The organism is Bradyrhizobium lablabi, assembly GCF_018129385.1.
Lineage (GTDB): Bacteria > Pseudomonadota > Alphaproteobacteria > Rhizobiales > Xanthobacteraceae > Bradyrhizobium > Bradyrhizobium lablabi_C.
The window spans coordinates 594,363-609,449 of the sequence record NZ_JAFCLN010000002.1 but is presented as its reverse complement, the minus strand read 5'-3'; the positions used below and the strand labels follow the sequence as shown (position 1 = coordinate 609,449).

The following is a 15,087-nucleotide window of genomic DNA, read 5'->3' as shown; positions in this document are numbered from 1 at the left end:
TTCGACCATCTAAAGGGTTGCAAGGCTCCGGGCCGGCTTGCGTTTGTTGCGGGCCGGAGCGGCCGCGGCGCCAGGGGCGACGCCTGACAGCACCAGCTTCTCATGGGCGGCGACGATCGCCTCCCGCGTCAGCCGGCCGCCGGGACGGTACCAGGTGCACAGCCCCGTCAGAAGCGCCAGGATCGCAAAGGTCGCCACCTGCACGTCGACCACTTCGAAGACGCCTTCCGATACACCCTCGGCGAGGATCTGCGCCAGCCGCTGCTCATAGGCGCCGCGCAGCGCGACGATGGCCTCGTAGTTTTTCGGCTCGAGGCTGCGCAGCTCGGAGTTGGCAATGAAGACCTCGCGCTTCTTGGTCATGTGATAGGTGACGTGGAACGCGACAAAGGCGCGGAGCTTTTCTTCCGGCCGCTCCTTGCCCTCCAGCGCAAGATCGAGCTGCCGGAGCAGCTCGTTGATGTGATCCTGCACGAGGTCGAACAGCAATTGCTGCTTGGTGCTGATGTGATTGTAGAGCGAGCCCGACTGGATGCCGACTTCGGCGGCGAGCTGGCGCAGGCTCATGGCGGCATAGCCGTGCTCGAAGATGAGACGCACGCCGGCTTTGCGGATCGCTTCCAGCGTTTTCGGGCCGTATGAGCCGATGGTGCGCGCCATGTGATCCCTGAACTAGCCAGTGATTGGTCCTAAGTTGAAACCAGCGGTCGATTGTATCGACTATCTCATGAAATATAAGTAAATTCAATAACGTAAACCATTCACCGTATCCGCTTGTAAAGTAGATAAAAAAACGTATGATCGTTTAATTAGAGGGAGGACTGCCAGGAGGCGGCGCCGGGTTGTCGCGCGGTCGCGCATGCTACAGTCCCGGCTGTCTTGAACCCGTCTCAACGGCTGTCCAGCACAGAAGAAAACGCCGATCATGCCGCTTCATTCCACCATTGACCCGACATCCCCGGACTTTACGCGCAACGCCGAAGTCATGCGCGGCCTCGTTGCCGAATTGCACGAAAAACTTGCCCAGGTCGCAGGGGGCGGCGGCGAAGCCTCGCGCAAGCGGCATACGTCGCGCGGCAAGATGCTGGCGCGCCAGCGCGTCGACCTGCTGGTCGATCCCGGCACCGCGTTCCTGGAATTGTCGCCGCTCGCGGCCCACGGCCTCTATGGCGGCGACGTGCATTCGGCAAGCGTGATCACCGGGGTGGGACGCATCTCGGGCCGCGAATGCGTCATCGTCGCCAATGACGCGACCATCAAGGGCGGCACCTACTACCCGATGACCGTGAAAAAGCATCTGCGCGCGCAGGATATCGCGCGGCAGAACAATCTGCCGTGCGTCTACATGGTGGATTCCGGCGGCGCCTTCCTGCCGCTCCAGGACAAGATATTTCCCGACGAGCGGCATTTCGGCCGCATCTTCTACAATCAGGCGCAGATGTCCTCGCAGGGCATTCCGCAGATCGCCATCGTGATGGGGTCCTGCACGGCGGGCGGCGCCTACGTGCCGGCGATGTCGGACGAGAGCATCATCGTGCGCAATCAGGGCACGATCTTCCTCGGCGGGCCGCCGCTGGTGAAGGCGGCAACCGGCGAGGTGGTCACCGCCGAAGAACTCGGCGGCGCGGACGTGCATTCGCGGCAATCGGGCGTGACCGATCATTATGCGCAGAACGATGCGCATGCGATCGGGATCGCCCGGCGCATCGTCGCCACGCTGAAGAAGCCGGCGCCGGCAGCGCTGAATATGCGCGAGCCGCGGGAGCCGCTGTTTGCCGCGGAAGAAATTTACGGCGTGGTATCGGCCGACGGCCGCAAGCCGTTCGACGTGCACGACATCATCGCGCGGATCGTCGACGGCTCCGAATTCGACGAGTTCAAGAAATTGTATGGTACGACGCTGATCTGCGGCTTTGCCCATATCTGGGGCTATCCGGTCGGCATCATCGCCAACAACGGCATTCTGTTCAGCGAAAGCTCGCTCAAGGGCGCGCATTTCATCGAGCTGTGCTGCCAGCGCAATATCCCGCTGGTGTTCTTGCAGAACATCACCGGCTTCATGGTCGGCAAGAAATACGAGGCCGGCGGCATCGCGCGCGACGGCGCCAAGCTGGTGACGGCGGTGGCGACCGCCGGCGTGCCGAAATTCACGGTCGTGATCGGCGGCTCCTACGGCGCCGGCAATTACGGCATGTGCGGCCGCGCCTACAGTCCGCGCTTCCTCTGGCTGTGGCCAAACGCGCGCATCTCGGTGATGGGTGGCGAGCAGGCCTCGATGGTGCTGAGCCAGGTGCGCCGCGACAATATCGAGGCCAAGGGTGAGACGTGGTCGGTGGAGGAGGAAGAAAAGTTTCGGGCGCCGATCCGGGCGCAATATGAGAGCCAGGGCAACCCGTATTACGCCACCGCGCGGCTGTGGGATGACGGCGTGATCGATCCCGCCGACACGCGCCTTGTGCTGGGCTTGGGTCTATCAGCATCGGCCAATGCGCCGATCGAGCCGACAAAATTCGGCCTGTTCAGGATGTGATGCGATGGACCGTTCAAAGCTCTACCGGCGCTTTCGCACGCTGCTGATCGCCAACCGCGGCGAGATCGCCTGCCGCGTCATCCGCACCGCGCGCGCCATGGGCCTGCGCACCGTTGCGGTCTATTCCGAGGCCGACCGCGACGCCATGCATGTCGCGATGGCCGATAGCGCCGTGCTGCTCGGGCCGGCGCGGGCGCGCGACAGCTATCTCAATATCGAGCGCGTGATCGAGGCGGCGCAGAAGACCGGCGCCGAGGCGATCCATCCGGGCTACGGATTTCTATCGGAGAATGCCGAATTTGCCGATGCCTGCGCCAGGGCCGGTATTGTCTTCGTCGGACCGACGGCCGAGATGATGACGGCGATGGGCTCCAAGTCGGGCTCCAAGGCGCTTATGGAAAAGGCCGGCGTGCCGCTGGTGCCGGGCTATCACGGCGACGCCCAGGACGAGGCGACGCTGGCGAAGGCGGCGGAGAAGGCCGGGTACCCGGTGCTGGTGAAGGCGTCCGCCGGCGGCGGCGGGCGCGGCATGCGCGTGGTTCGTTCGGCCGAGGAACTGGGGCCGGCGATCGTCAGCGCCAAGCGCGAGGCTAAAGCGGCGTTCGGTGACGACCGCATGCTGATCGAAAAGTATGTGCAAAACCCCCGGCATATCGAGGTGCAGATCATCGGCGACAGCCATGGCAATCTGCTGTCGTTGTTCGAGCGCGAATGCACGCTGCAACGCCGGCACCAGAAGGTGATCGAGGAAGCCCCGTCGCCGACGCTCAATGAAGCGCAGCGCGACAAGGTGTGCGAGGCGGCGCGTAAGGCGGCCGGCGCGGTGAACTATGTCGGCGCCGGCACCATCGAGTTCGTGTCCGACGGCAAGGACGTGTTCTTCATCGAGATGAACACGCGGTTGCAGGTCGAGCATCCCGTGACGGAATTAATCACCGGCATTGATCTTGTCGAATGGCAGTTGCGGGTGGCGTTCGGCGAAAAGCTGCCGCTGACGCAAGGCGAGATCAAGCTCAATGGTCACGCCATCGAGGCGCGGGTCTATGCGGAAAACCCGCAGAAGAACTTCATGCCGTCGGTTGGCCGCATCAAGACGTGGCAGACGCCTGCGGAAGGGGACGGGCTGCGCATCGATGCCGGCTATCGCAACGGCGATGCGGTATCGCCCTATTACGACGCCATGCTGGCTAAAGTGATCGCCTGGGCGCCGACGCGCGAGATCGCGATCGACAAGCTCAACCGCGCCCTGGAGCAGACCGATGTCCGCGGTATCGTCACCAACATTCCGTTCCTCTCCGCGCTGGTGACGCATCCGGATGTCCGCCGCAACGCGATCGACACCGGTTTTATCGAACGTGAATTGAAGGTCTTGACGGAGGGGACGTCCGCCGCAGGCGAGCTTGAGCTGTGCGCTGCGGTGGCGGCAATTCTCAATGACGAGCAAAAGGCCGCGCGTGCCGAGGCGCCTTCACCCTGGCACACCTTTGGCTGGACGCCGGTCGGCCGGCGCAAGCGGGTGTTTTCGTTCCGGCAAGGGCAGGGGGCCGAGCATCAGGTCAGCCTACGTTACGGCAAGGGCACGCCGACGCTACAGGCCGGCAAGCACGAGCTGCCTTTCGAGATTGCCTCGAAGGAGGATGGCGGCTTCGATCTCACGCTTGACGGCGTGAAGTCGCATGTCTTTGCCGCGCTGGAGGGCCATGAGCTTTACCTGCGCACGCCAAACGGCCGCTTCGACCTGCACTGGATCGATCAGTTCGGCGGCGAGACCGAGGAGCAGATCGGCGAGGACAAGATCGTGGCGCCGCTGCCGGGCACCGTGGTGGCCCTGCTGGCGCAGGAAGGCGCGACCTTGGAAAAGGGCGCGGCGATCCTCACGCTCGAAGTGATGAAGATGGAACAGACGCTGCGCGCGCCCTATGCGGGCGTATTGAAGAAGATCAAGTGCAAGGTCGGCGACATCGTCGGCGAAGGCGTCGAGCTCGCCGAAGTCGAGAAGGCTTCCTGACCATGGGTGACACCGTCCGCATCGTCGAGGTCGGCCCGCGCGACGGGCTCCAGAACGAGAAGACATCAGTCAGCGTTGCCGATCGCATCGCTTTCATCGAGGCGCTGATTGCGGCGGGCCTGCACACCGTCGAGGTCGGCGCCTTCGTCTCGCCCAAGGCGATTCCGCAGATGGTCGGCTCGGCCGAGGTGCTGCGCGGCGTCATTGGCCATGCCGGCAACGAATTCCACGTGCTGGTGCCGAACGAAAAGGGCTATGAGGCCTCGCAGGCGGCCGGTGCCAAGGTGATCGCGGTGTTCGCTGCCGCCTCAGAGGGGTTTTCACGCGCCAACATCAACTGCACCGTCGCCGAATCGATCGAGCGGTTCAAGCCGGTGCTGTCGCGCGCGAAAGCCGACGGCATCAGGGTGCGCGGCTATATCTCCTGCGTGCTCGGCTGCCCCTATGACGGCGAGATCAAGCCGCAGGCTGTGGTGGATGTGGCAAAGACCCTGTGGGAGCTCGGCTGCTATGAAATCTCGCTTGGCGATACCATCGGCGTCGGCACACCACTGAAAGCGCGGCAACTGTTGCGCGCGGTTGCGGGCACGGTGCCGATGCAAAATCTCGCGATGCATTTTCACGACACCTATGGGCAGGCGCTGGCCAATCTCTATGCCGGAATGGAGGAAGGCTGCCGCGTGATCGATTCCGCCGCGGGCGGCCTCGGCGGCTGCCCCTACGCGCCCGGGGCGACCGGCAACGTCGCGACCGAGGATGTCGTTTACATGCTGGAAGGCATGGGCATTGCGACCGGCGTCGACATGGCAAAGCTGGTGGCGGCGACCAACACGATCAGCAAGCTGATCGGCCGGCCGCCGGTAAGCCGGGTCGCGGCGGCGCTCAATGCGAAGGCGCGGGCGCACTAAATCCTCATGGTGAGGAGCGCGCTCTCGCGCGCGTCTCGAACCATGTAGGCCCGTCTGTGGCCTTCATCCTTCGAGACGCCGCTGCGCGGCTCCTCAGGATGAGGGTCTACCGTCCCCCGTCCGGCCCCATCACGAGATTCGGTAGCCAGGTCGAAATCTCCGGGAAGAAGCACAAGAGCAGCACCGCCAGCATCATCAAGAGCACGAAGGGCAGCGTGCCCCAGATCACCTCACTCAAGGGGATGTCGGGCGCGACGTTGCGGATGACGAAGATGTTGAGGCCGACCGGCGGGTGGATCAGCCCCATTTCCATCACGATGGTCATGACGACGCCGAACCAGATGATGTCGAAATCGGCTGCGCGCAGCGGCGGCAGGATGATCGGCGCGGTCATCAGGATGATCGACACCGGCGGCAGGAAGAAGCCGAGCACCACCACCATCACGAGGATGGCCGCCAGCAATTCCCACCGCGGCAGGTGCATCGCGACGATGGATTCGGCGGCCGATTGCGAGATGTGCAGATAGCTCATCACGTAGGAATAGAGCAGCGACATGCCGATGATCAGCATCAGCATGGTGGATTCGCGCACGGTCGATTGCAGGATCGGTGCGAGGTCGCTCGGCCGCCACACGCTGTAGATCAGGGCGATTAGCGCGAGCGCCAGCAGGCCGCCTAGCCCTGCGGTTTCCGATGGCGTCGCATAGCCGCCGTAGAGCGCGATCATCACGCCGGTCAGCAGCAACACGAACGGAAGCACCCGCGGCAGCATGGTGAAGCGCTCGGCCATAGTGAAATCGTCGCGATGCAGGATCGGCGATTCGGTGCCGCTCTTTTCATAGGCCGCCTGCGCCATCGCAAATTCCTTGCGGAAGCGGAACACGGCGTAGAGGCCGAACAGCGTGACCAGCAACAGGCCCGGCCCGATGCCGGCCAGGAACAGCCGGCCGAGCGATTTTTCGGCGGCGACCGCGAACAGGATCATGGTGATCGACGGCGGCAGCAGGATGCCGAGCGTTCCGCCGGCGGCGATGATGCCGGCGGCAAAGCCGCCCGAATAGCCGCGCTTGCGCATTTCGGGGATGCCGGCCGAGCCGATCGCGGAGCAGGTGGCGGGCGAGGAGCCAGCCATCGCGGCGAACAGCGCGCAGGCAAACACGTTGGCGACCCCAAGCCCGCCGGGAATGCGGTGTAGCCAGGCATGCAAGGCCGAATAGAGGTCCTGGCCCGCGCGCGACTTTCCGATCGCCGCGCCCTTGAGGATGAACAGCGGGATCGACAGCAGCGTGATCGAGGCCATCTCCTCGTAGACGTTCTGCGTCACCGTATCGAGCGATGCCGCCGGCATGAAGATGGCCATGAACACGAGCGCAACGGCGCCGAGCGCGAACGCAATCGGCATCCCCGCAAACATCGCAACCAACGTGGCAGCCCCATAGCTGAGGCCGATGCCAAGAACACCCATGGTCATCGGCGCGCAGCTCCGGTGAGGGGAAGAATGATCTGGAAAAGGAGCTGGATGCAGAGCAGGGTCATGCCGAGCCCCATCAGCGAATACGGGATCGCCAGCGGCGGCGACCACATCGAGTTGGAGACCTGGCCGTCGACATAGGCCTCATGCGCCAGCGTCCACGACTTCCAGGTGAAAAAGGCACAAAAGGCAAAGGTGGCGACGTCGACGAGCCACAGCCTGACACGGTTGGCGAGCGGCGACAGCAGCCCGACAAAGGCCTCGATGCTGACATGGCCGCGCTGGCTCTGCACATAGGCCGCCGTCATGAAGGTGGCGCCGACCAGCAGGAATACCGCCGCCTCGTCCTGCCAGTAATTGGGGCTGTGAAACAGCGCGCGGCCGAGCACGCTGTAGCTGAGGATCGCGCAGGCCGCGATCAGTGCAATGCCGGCGAAGATGACAATGATGCGGTTGCAGAGATCGAGGGCCCGCCCAAGCATCGCCACGAGCGGATTGCTCGTGGCGGGCGCTTTGATGTCGGCCTGATCCGAAATCGGACCATGCATCATGCCGCAACGTCGCTTGCGAGCTTCAGGAGGTTGGCCGCGGTAGCCGTCTTGGCGCTGTAGTCCTTCCAGGCGGTATCGCGCGCGATGTCGCGCCACTTGCCGACGGTGGCGGCGTCCAGCTTGCTGACCTTGGCGCCGGCCTTCTCATAGACCTTGGCGACCTCGATATCGTCGTCCTGGGCGCCCTTCTTGCCGAAGGCTTCGAGCTCGGCGCCGACGTTAAGGAGAATGTCCTGATGGTTCTTGGGCATCTTGTCGAAGATCGCCTTCGACATCATCAGCGGCTCCATCATGAACCAGTAGGAAGCGTCGGCGCCCGAGGTCAGCGATTTCGCGACTTCCTCCAGGCGGAACGAGATCAGGCTGGTGGAGGAGGTGATGCCGGCATCGCAGGCGCCGGTCTGCATCGCCGCATAGATTTCGTTCGACGGCACCGACAGCACGGCCGCGCCCGCGGTCTGCAACACCATGTCCATCTCGCGCGAGCCGCCGCGCACCTTCAGGCCCTTGGCGTCTTCCGGCGCGACGATTGCCTTGGAGCGGCTGGCGACGCCGCCGGCCTGCCAGACCCAGGTCAGAAGGATGATGCCCTTGTCGGCGAGGAAGTTGGTCAGCGCCTTGCCGACCGGCTCGTTCTTCCACTTCAGGCCCTGATCGTAGGTCGAGACCAGGCCGGGCATCAGGCCGATATTGGTTTCCGGCAACTCGCCGCCGGCATAGGGCAGCGGATAGAGGCTGATGTCGAGCGCACCCTTGCGCATGGCCGAGAACTGCGCGTTGGTCTTGATCAGCGAGGAGTTCGGATAGATTTCGGCAGCAATTTCGCCGCCCGAGCGCTTCGCCACCTCGGCGGCGAACATCCGGCACAGCCGGTCGCGGAAATCGCCCTTGTCGATCGTGCCGCCCGGAAACTGGTGCGAGATCTTCAGCGTGGTGGCGGCGTGCGCCGTGCCGGTCCCGAAGCGGAGGATGGCAGGCGCGGCGAGGGCGGAGGCGAGGAGGTGGCGACGATTGAGCATGGGAATTTCCCCTTCTTGGCTATTTCTTGATTGGATGCAGGAGGCGGCGCGGAGCCTAGCCCTCCGGAATCCAAAATTCTCTCATCTGATAGTTCGAGGCGGATGGGATAGTGCGAGGCTCGGAGCGGCCGCAAGTCCCAGCATTGTTGCGCTGCACACCGAGAAACACGATCTCGCAGGGAACTCGGACCACAATACGACTAACCCCGGTCAGGATCGTTGCCGCCCCAAGGCGGAAAAGCGGCTTTCAAGAATTCGTTACAGGGCGTGGAGCTGCCGTAACGATCAGGCGGCCGGACTCGTCGGGAATGGAAGCGGCATCCGTCGCTTTCAGGAACTCTCAGACAAGGACGATCAACCATGACTTTCCGCTCCCGAATCGCGCTCGGCGCTTCCGCCGCCATCATCTCGCTCGGACTTGCGCTTTCGCCGGCCGCCTTCGCCCAGGACAAGATGGGCAAGGACGACGCGATGAAGAAGGATTCCATGTCCAAGGATGCCATGAAGAAGAACGACGGCATGAAGAAGCACGATGCCATGAGCAAGGACGGCATGAAGAAAGACGATGCGATGAAGAAGAACTGACCGCTCATGCGTGAAGGCCCGCCTCACGAAAGGCGGGCCTTTACGTGTCAGGCGCTCGTCGTCGCCCGGCCTATCTCTTCTTGCCCTTGGCCTTGCGGGCGGCATAACGCGCGTCGCGCTTGGCCTTTTGCTCGGCTTCCAGTGCAGCCAGCCTGGCGGCTTCTTCTTCCTTCTCGCGGGCAATCCTGGCGGCCTCGGCTGCGGCAGCTTCCTCCGCGAGGCGCTTTTCCTCGGCCTTGGCGGCCTCGCGCGCTTCCTTCGCCTTGGCGCGGGCGGCAGCGATGGCCTCGCGTTCGGCCTGCCTCTGCTTCACCGCCGGATCGTCGGGGCCCGGCTGGGCACGAAACTTGTTGAGGATGTTTTGCCTCGCCTGCTGCGCGGCCTTCTGGCGGTCCGCGAAGCCTGGTTCCTTGAATCCACTCATCGATGGTCTGTCGTTGTTCAGTTGGGGCTGGGAGATTGGCAGAGCCGATTTGGCCGTTTCACTAAGCGAACCGGCGGCAAAATGCCAGCACCCAAATTGCAGGGGCGAGTTTCGCGAATGGCAGATGGTCAGACGTGATGCTGACAGGCGTTGCACGGCTGTCACAGGGATCGATAAGCGTAGCCGCAGGCGCGAGAAGCGCGCCGCCGATCCGCTTGCCGAACGTCTAGCCGAGCCTGAAATTGTCGCGCCGGCCCGACGAGCCCAAGACCCGGGCGACGGTCTGTGCCGTCATCGCCACCCGATCGGAGGTCCGCTGGGCTTCCAGCCGGTCCCGCGCATGCTCCCGGATCAGGAGATCGATCAGCTCAAGCCGCCGCTGCTCGTCGACCGCCTCGGCCAGCAATGTCCGATAACGCGTATAGTCGTAGCCCGCTTCCTCTTTCGCCATCGTACGCCCCCGTACGCCACGCCTACCCCGCAATTATTGTTTCCCAAGGGGCGATGACGCGCAACGGAATTGCGGAACTTATCCAGCGATTTCCCAACGTTCGAATGGCCGCTTCTGTCGGCAAGGTGGCATTTCGAAAAGGCGAGGGGGTTGTGGGGTCGATCACAGGGAGAGTCAGCGATCAGCCGTACCTTCGGCCCCAATTGAAGAGGAGCTGACGCCATGACCTCTCTCTTTTGGACCCGCAAGGGCCTCGTGCTGTCAGTTGCGATCATGATGCTCTCGGCCGCAGCGGTTGCCGTTTCGATCGGACTCGCTTTTCCCGAACCGGTCTCAAACGCAGCGCTCGGACCGGACTGGCAATGCACCCGGCTCGCTTTCGTCCTGACGACCTGCCGAAGAGCAGCGCACGCGGACACCGCGATCGCAAGCTTAGGCAAAGAGGCGGATCGCCCATGCCGGAAGGGCTCGACCCGAACCGGGCGCGACCAGCGCTAGAGCGGGATGACTTTTCTTCGAATCGTCATCCCGCCCTATCTTTTTGTTTGAGCATGATCTTTTCGGAAAACCGGTGTCCACTTTTCCGGATCATGCTCCAGGACGTCTATCGCCGCCGGCGCAGGAATCGCTGGCGCCTTCGAAGCGCGAGAGGCAGTGCGATATTCGTTGCCTCCGGGCCGTTCGGGTGCGCTCTGACGGCTGTCAGGACTTGGCGGCCACCCGGGGGCTTCTTCCGGGCATCGGCGGGACGGCAAAGATTCCGAACTCCTCGGTCAGGACGGTCATCAGCAATGACCGGTATTCCTCGTAGTCGCGGCCCTCCGGCGTTATCTTGCCAAGCTGCGGCGCCTCGCCGGCGCGCAATTTGCGCAGAAAGATCGGCGCCGTCACCGGAATGAAGATCGAGCCCTTGGGGTTGCTGAGCGTGGAGATGATTCCGCGCAGGATGCTTTCGGAGTCCGGCAGCGACAGCAGGATGGTGCGGACATTTCCCTGGGCCGAACTGACCAGGTTCATGAACGACGTTCCGAACGGGATATAGACCGTTCCGACCTGGCGATACTTCGCGTCGAAACGCGACTTCTCCTCGAAGATGAGGCAGTTCTGCTCGTTGCTCCAGACGATGGAAATCAGATAGGCGCTGAAGTTGGACGGGTCAGTGAAAAGCGGACGAACACAGAGATAGTCGCCCTGGAGGTACTCGACGGCCTCGAAGACATACGCGCCGACGGTCTTGGATGCAGCCTCCTGCGTCCCCCGCGACGGTCTTTGAAAACTGGTCTTCAGGACGCCCTCGACCTTGTTCAGGGTGCGGTCGGTGAAGTCGCCTTGAAAGAGCTTTTCGATGGTCGATTTCGACAAATGCTCCCGGATCAGGTCCTTTCGCGCCAGCCCGTTGGCGTCGAGATAGCGCTGGATGGCGTCGGCGATGGCTTTCTTGTCAGGCTTCGAGCCGAGGCCCGTATCGTGGGTCATAAACAGCAATCCCGGAAAACGTCAAAATCTAGCACAAGCCGCCAAATTCTGGCTACTCGGCCGCGTGTTGCATCCATTTCAAAGTTGATCCACCCGCGGGCCTCGGAAACGCCAAACGGTTGACACGGGCCGGTTGTCTAAAACGGTACAGTCACGCGGGGGCGCAAGACAAAACAAAGCTGGCGGCCGATGCTGGGCATAATTCGGGCGCCGGTGAGAAGCGGATCGCGCCGGCCCCAGGGATCGCCACCCAAGGATGGCGCTCAAGGATGGCGCTCAAGGATCGCGCTCAAGAATCGCAACCGGAACAGCTCAAAGGTTCCTCGAAAATTTCGTCACTGCCCGCAAACCGTCCCGGCGTGTTTGCGTTAGCTACGGGGCAGGCTTGCCCGCACTTCATTGAGCCAGCCGGTGCCTGGCTATTTCATGGATGGCTGCTTCGTCGACGTCTCCAGGGGGAACTGTTTGGATCGTTTGGTTGGTTCTGAAGGTCGTTTGGAAAGCAGGCTGATACTGATATGCCCGCGCTGCAAGGCGCGGGTAAGCGTTGCGGCCGACCGGGCATTCTGCACCGACAGCAAATGTATCTATGCCGGTCAGGGATTTCCCGTTGTCGATGGGCAGCCGGTGCTGATCGATTTTCTCGATAGCATCTTCCAAAGATCAAACTACAAAGAGGGCAATGGCAGCGCGATTGCGCGCGATCCCTCGCGGAGCGGCCTGCGGTCTCGGCTCCACCGCTTCGTCGACGGGGACAATCCCGTTGCTGTCAGAAACTGCCGGTCGTTCCTCGCATTGATCAAGGCGCAAAGCCGGCGACCGCGGGTGCTGGTCATCGGTGGCGGCAGTGTCGGCAAGGGAGCCGAGGGCCTGTACCGCGATCCCGACATCGAACTCATCGGGACCGACGTGTACGCATCCTCTTGCACCGATCTGCTTTGTGACGCGCACAAACTACCCTTTGAGGACAGCACCTTTGACGGCGTATGGGTCCAGGCTGTCCTCGAGCACGTGCTCGATCCGCATATTGTGGTTTCGGAGATCCACCGGGTTCTCAGGAAGGATGGCCTGATCTACGCCGAAACACCCTTCATGCAGCAGGTCCACGAGCGTGCGTATGACTTCACGCGCTTCACGCCCAGCGGTCACCGGTGGCTCTTCAGACGGTTCGAGGAAATCGCTGCCGGTCCCGTCACCGGCCCGGGAGTGGCGCTCGTTTGGTCGATACGATACCTGCTGCGATCGCTCGGCATGGGTGAAAAAATCTCGCGGCTGATCGCGATGCTGTTTGTCTGGATCAGATGGCTGGATCGATTTTGCCAATCCAGAATGGCGGCAGACGCAGCAGGCGGCGTATTTTTTCTGGGCCGCCGGTCGGAGAGCGCGCTCTCCGCCGCTTCCATGGTCAGTTATTACGAAGACTCCTAGATTCGGAAGTATCCGTCGGAGCGCTGGCCCATCGATAACTCGATCGGCTTATCCGGCGTAACGCTAAAGATAGAGCTCCGCCTCGAAGTTTGTCATGGAAACCCGCAGCGCGCCTTGGCAGGCTGGAGACCGTACCGGGCCATCATTACCCCTGAAGGCTTGGTACATCTAATAGAGCCCGACCCGCATTGCCCGTGCGAGGTCGGGCTTTTTGCCTGAGGCTCCAATTCATGAGCGTGGAGTACGTGTTATCCGCGTTTTTGGTGTTTTCCTGCCAAGTCAGCCCGAGCAGATGTTTTTGGCTGGAGCCTGGAGTGGTCTATCAATCTCGTTCGCAAGCGCGTTGGTGCGTAATCAACCGCGGCGCGGCCAGAGCTCCTATCCTGCTTGAGTTTGTGCCTCGCCCTCGAATGGTGTTGGCGCCCGGTATCGAGCCGTGTTCCGCGTCGCAACCTCCGTCACTTGACTAGGCGAACATCCCGGCGCGCCGGCTGGCGTTGCGGCACGAACGTTCCGTTCTGGTGCATCTCCCGCGATCCGTTTGCAATGACTAGAAGGAGCTTCCGGAAACACGGCGCAATGGAATACTGGAGGCCCTCAGCAGCGGTTTCAGATGTGCCTTGCCGATCGTATCCAGCAATCGCTCAACGCTCTTCTGAGCCAACGGCGACGAGTGACTCGGACCCAGAATGATGCGATCGAGAATCTTTTCGAGCGAGAAATCCTCAGCACTAACACCAGGCAAGTAACCAATCTTGTATTTCAGCGCCGGTTCTACCCCGCGTGCGCCAATGTGATAGTTCAGATTTGGTTTCAGCAGCCCCTTATCGTCACGATCGGGCTCGTAGATGAGTCGCCATTCCTTCTCTTCCGCAAACCCGTAATGCTTCGTGACGAGGGCAAGCGACTTGATAATCCAAAAGGCTGCATAAGCAGCAAGGTGCAGCTGATCGTTCGGCAGGTTTAGGCTTTGGGTCAGTTCGGCCCACTGCTCCAAAAGTTCGCGCACTTTATCCGAGCGCGCGACTTCGGTGGCGTAGGAAACCTTTGCGACAACTATCGGAGAGTCCGGCACGACCGTTATCCTTGAGGGATCAAACACCAGCGCTGCCCCATTTCCCTGCTGACCATATCCACGCCACATCGAAAGCAGGCCGTCATTGTCTGCTGGAAGATGCTCGGTCAGACAAAAAATGTACGTGTCGAAGGCTTGATGCTCTTCAAGGTGATGAACGAGTCCGAGGTACTCTCGACGGAGAATTTCGGCTCGCTCGTCGTTACCACCGGCTCGCTTGATATTATCGATGTTGGAAAAGAGCTCCGTACCTACAACCGCGCCGTGACGCATCTCCTGCCAGTCGTTCATGAGCAGGGGGTTGAAGAACCAGATTTCGCTGGTTTTGAGAACGCTCTCCATTACCTTGATCGAGGTGTAGTGCGCCAGTAAGGGCGTCTCCGAGCCGCCCGCATGCGCCTTCAAGAAAGGTTCGAAAAGGGGATTGTAAAGCGCGAGCACTCCGGCGTCGTCGAGTTGAGACGGGTTGGCCGGCGGCGCCTTAGGGTCCGTCATCGCAGTCCGTTCCTCAATTCTGCTATTGAGCCGAGAAAGGCGAACTGCTGCTTGGCATGTCATGCCAGTTTGTCGTGATGTTGACCGAGCCGGAGCAGCCGGTATCCCAATCCGCCGTGTGCGCCCCAATACGAGAACATCACAATGAGCGGCCGCGATTCGGTAATCTTTGAGTCGAATCGCCTCACTTCGGGTTCAGCGAAGCAGCGCAGGCGCTGCAATGGCATTTCTTTGCAAACTTCATCATGAGCCGTTCCGAAAAATGATGTGACGGAAAATTCTTGATGGTCGCCGTTCGCACGCGAACGAAATAGGAATGCAGGTGTTGCGGCCGTGTTGCATGGAGCCGTTTGGAATGGCTGCTAGCTGCCGGAAAAACCTCGCTACCCTTGCAACACGAAAATGACCGCCGAACAGATGGCGACCATGCTTGAAGTCATTGCTCTCGTTGAGAAATTTGTTGGCGATCCCGGCAGGATTCGAACCTGCAACCCGCGGAGTAGAAATCCGCTACTCTATCCAGTTGAGCTACGGGACCGTCGGCACCTGTTTAGCACTGGCAATATGAAAAATCCGCTTCGGAGCCAAGCCAGTTCCGAACCCAAACCCCTCAACTTGCGACTAAGCCGAAGGGTGGACCGGCGCATCGGGGCCGCCCTCAACGCG

At 61.9% G+C, this 15,087-nt stretch carries 14 protein-coding genes and 1 tRNA gene; 6 read left to right on the top strand and 9 right to left on the bottom strand.

Annotation, left to right across the window (positions count from 1 at the left end):
- Nucleotides 1–9: 9 nt before the first annotated feature.
- A complete protein-coding gene (locus tag JQ628_RS06220; RefSeq protein ID WP_212220813.1) occupies nucleotides 10–660 on the bottom strand; it encodes a TetR/AcrR family transcriptional regulator in 651 nt (216 codons plus the stop codon).
- Between the two features lie 265 nt (nucleotides 661–925).
- On the opposite strand from JQ628_RS06220, the gene JQ628_RS06215 reads away from it, so the two are divergent.
- From JQ628_RS06215 to JQ628_RS06205, 3 genes are read left to right on the top strand one after another with little or no spacing between them, the layout of a single operon-like run.
- The gene (locus JQ628_RS06215; protein WP_212220810.1) at nucleotides 926–2,530 is read left to right on the top strand and encodes a carboxyl transferase domain-containing protein; all 1,605 of its coding nucleotides are present in this window, start codon (nucleotides 926–928) and stop codon (nucleotides 2,528–2,530) included.
- 4 nt (nucleotides 2,531–2,534) lie between these two features.
- Nucleotides 2,535–4,538: an acetyl-CoA carboxylase biotin carboxylase subunit gene (locus tag JQ628_RS06210; RefSeq protein WP_212220807.1), complete on the top strand. Its 2,004-nt coding sequence runs from the start codon at nucleotides 2,535–2,537 to the stop codon at nucleotides 4,536–4,538.
- Between the two features lie 2 nt (nucleotides 4,539–4,540).
- The gene (locus JQ628_RS06205) at nucleotides 4,541–5,446 is read left to right on the top strand and encodes a hydroxymethylglutaryl-CoA lyase (protein ID WP_212220804.1); all 906 of its coding nucleotides are present in this window, start codon (nucleotides 4,541–4,543) and stop codon (nucleotides 5,444–5,446) included.
- 106 nt (nucleotides 5,447–5,552) lie between these two features.
- On the opposite strand, the gene JQ628_RS06200 is transcribed toward JQ628_RS06205, so the two are convergent.
- Genes JQ628_RS06200 through dctP form a run of 3 tightly spaced genes read right to left on the bottom strand, consistent with a single transcriptional unit; the run spans nucleotide 5,553 to nucleotide 8,487 of the window.
- Complete coding sequence (locus tag JQ628_RS06200; RefSeq protein ID WP_212221141.1) at nucleotides 5,553–6,911, bottom strand: TRAP transporter large permease; 1,359 nt, start codon at nucleotides 6,909–6,911, stop codon at nucleotides 5,553–5,555.
- Nucleotides 6,912–6,913: 2 nt separating this feature from the next.
- The gene (locus JQ628_RS06195; protein WP_433996111.1) at nucleotides 6,914–7,465 is read right to left on the bottom strand and encodes a TRAP transporter small permease; all 552 of its coding nucleotides are present in this window, start codon (nucleotides 7,463–7,465) and stop codon (nucleotides 6,914–6,916) included.
- Nucleotides 7,465–8,487, bottom strand: coding sequence for a TRAP transporter substrate-binding protein (gene dctP / locus JQ628_RS06190; RefSeq protein WP_212220798.1), 1,023 nt, complete (start codon nucleotides 8,485–8,487; stop codon nucleotides 7,465–7,467). Before dctP ends, JQ628_RS06195 begins: the two co-directional genes overlap by 1 nt.
- Nucleotides 8,488–8,847: 360 nt before the next feature.
- On the opposite strand from dctP, the gene JQ628_RS06185 reads away from it, so the two are divergent.
- The gene (locus tag JQ628_RS06185; RefSeq protein WP_212220795.1) at nucleotides 8,848–9,072 is read left to right on the top strand and encodes a pentapeptide MXKDX repeat protein; all 225 of its coding nucleotides are present in this window, start codon (nucleotides 8,848–8,850) and stop codon (nucleotides 9,070–9,072) included.
- A gap of 70 nt (nucleotides 9,073–9,142) precedes the next feature.
- On the opposite strand, the gene JQ628_RS06180 is transcribed toward JQ628_RS06185, so the two are convergent.
- Together JQ628_RS06180 and JQ628_RS06175 are read right to left on the bottom strand one after the other, a co-directional pair.
- On the bottom strand, nucleotides 9,143–9,496 hold the full coding sequence (locus JQ628_RS06180; RefSeq protein ID WP_212220792.1) for a DUF6481 family protein: 354 nt from the start codon (nucleotides 9,494–9,496) through the stop codon (nucleotides 9,143–9,145).
- A 226-nt stretch (nucleotides 9,497–9,722) separates the two neighbouring features.
- On the bottom strand, nucleotides 9,723–9,947 hold the full coding sequence (locus tag JQ628_RS06175; protein ID WP_212220790.1) for a hypothetical protein: 225 nt from the start codon (nucleotides 9,945–9,947) through the stop codon (nucleotides 9,723–9,725).
- A 222-nt stretch (nucleotides 9,948–10,169) separates the two neighbouring features.
- On the opposite strand from JQ628_RS06175, the gene JQ628_RS06170 reads away from it, so the two are divergent.
- Nucleotides 10,170–10,445, top strand: a complete 276-nt coding sequence (locus JQ628_RS06170; RefSeq protein ID WP_212220787.1) for a hypothetical protein — start codon at nucleotides 10,170–10,172, stop codon at nucleotides 10,443–10,445.
- A gap of 204 nt (nucleotides 10,446–10,649) precedes the next feature.
- Here JQ628_RS06170 and JQ628_RS06165 read toward each other — a convergent pair whose 3' ends face one another.
- Nucleotides 10,650–11,423 (bottom strand): hypothetical protein, encoded by a 774-nt coding sequence (locus JQ628_RS06165; RefSeq protein ID WP_212220784.1) that lies wholly within the window; start codon nucleotides 11,421–11,423, stop codon nucleotides 10,650–10,652.
- A 411-nt stretch (nucleotides 11,424–11,834) separates the two neighbouring features.
- Between JQ628_RS06165 and JQ628_RS06160 the strand changes: the two genes are divergently transcribed.
- Nucleotides 11,835–12,851, top strand: a complete 1,017-nt coding sequence (locus tag JQ628_RS06160) for a methyltransferase domain-containing protein (RefSeq protein ID WP_349628026.1) — start codon at nucleotides 11,835–11,837, stop codon at nucleotides 12,849–12,851.
- Between the two features lie 550 nt (nucleotides 12,852–13,401).
- On the opposite strand, the gene JQ628_RS06155 is transcribed toward JQ628_RS06160, so the two are convergent.
- Complete coding sequence (locus tag JQ628_RS06155) at nucleotides 13,402–14,421, bottom strand: DUF2971 domain-containing protein (protein WP_212220782.1); 1,020 nt, start codon at nucleotides 14,419–14,421, stop codon at nucleotides 13,402–13,404.
- Nucleotides 14,422–14,882: 461 nt separating this feature from the next.
- Nucleotides 14,883–14,959: transfer RNA gene (locus JQ628_RS06150), tRNA-Arg, on the bottom strand.
- Between the last annotated feature and the right edge of the window lie 128 nt (nucleotides 14,960–15,087).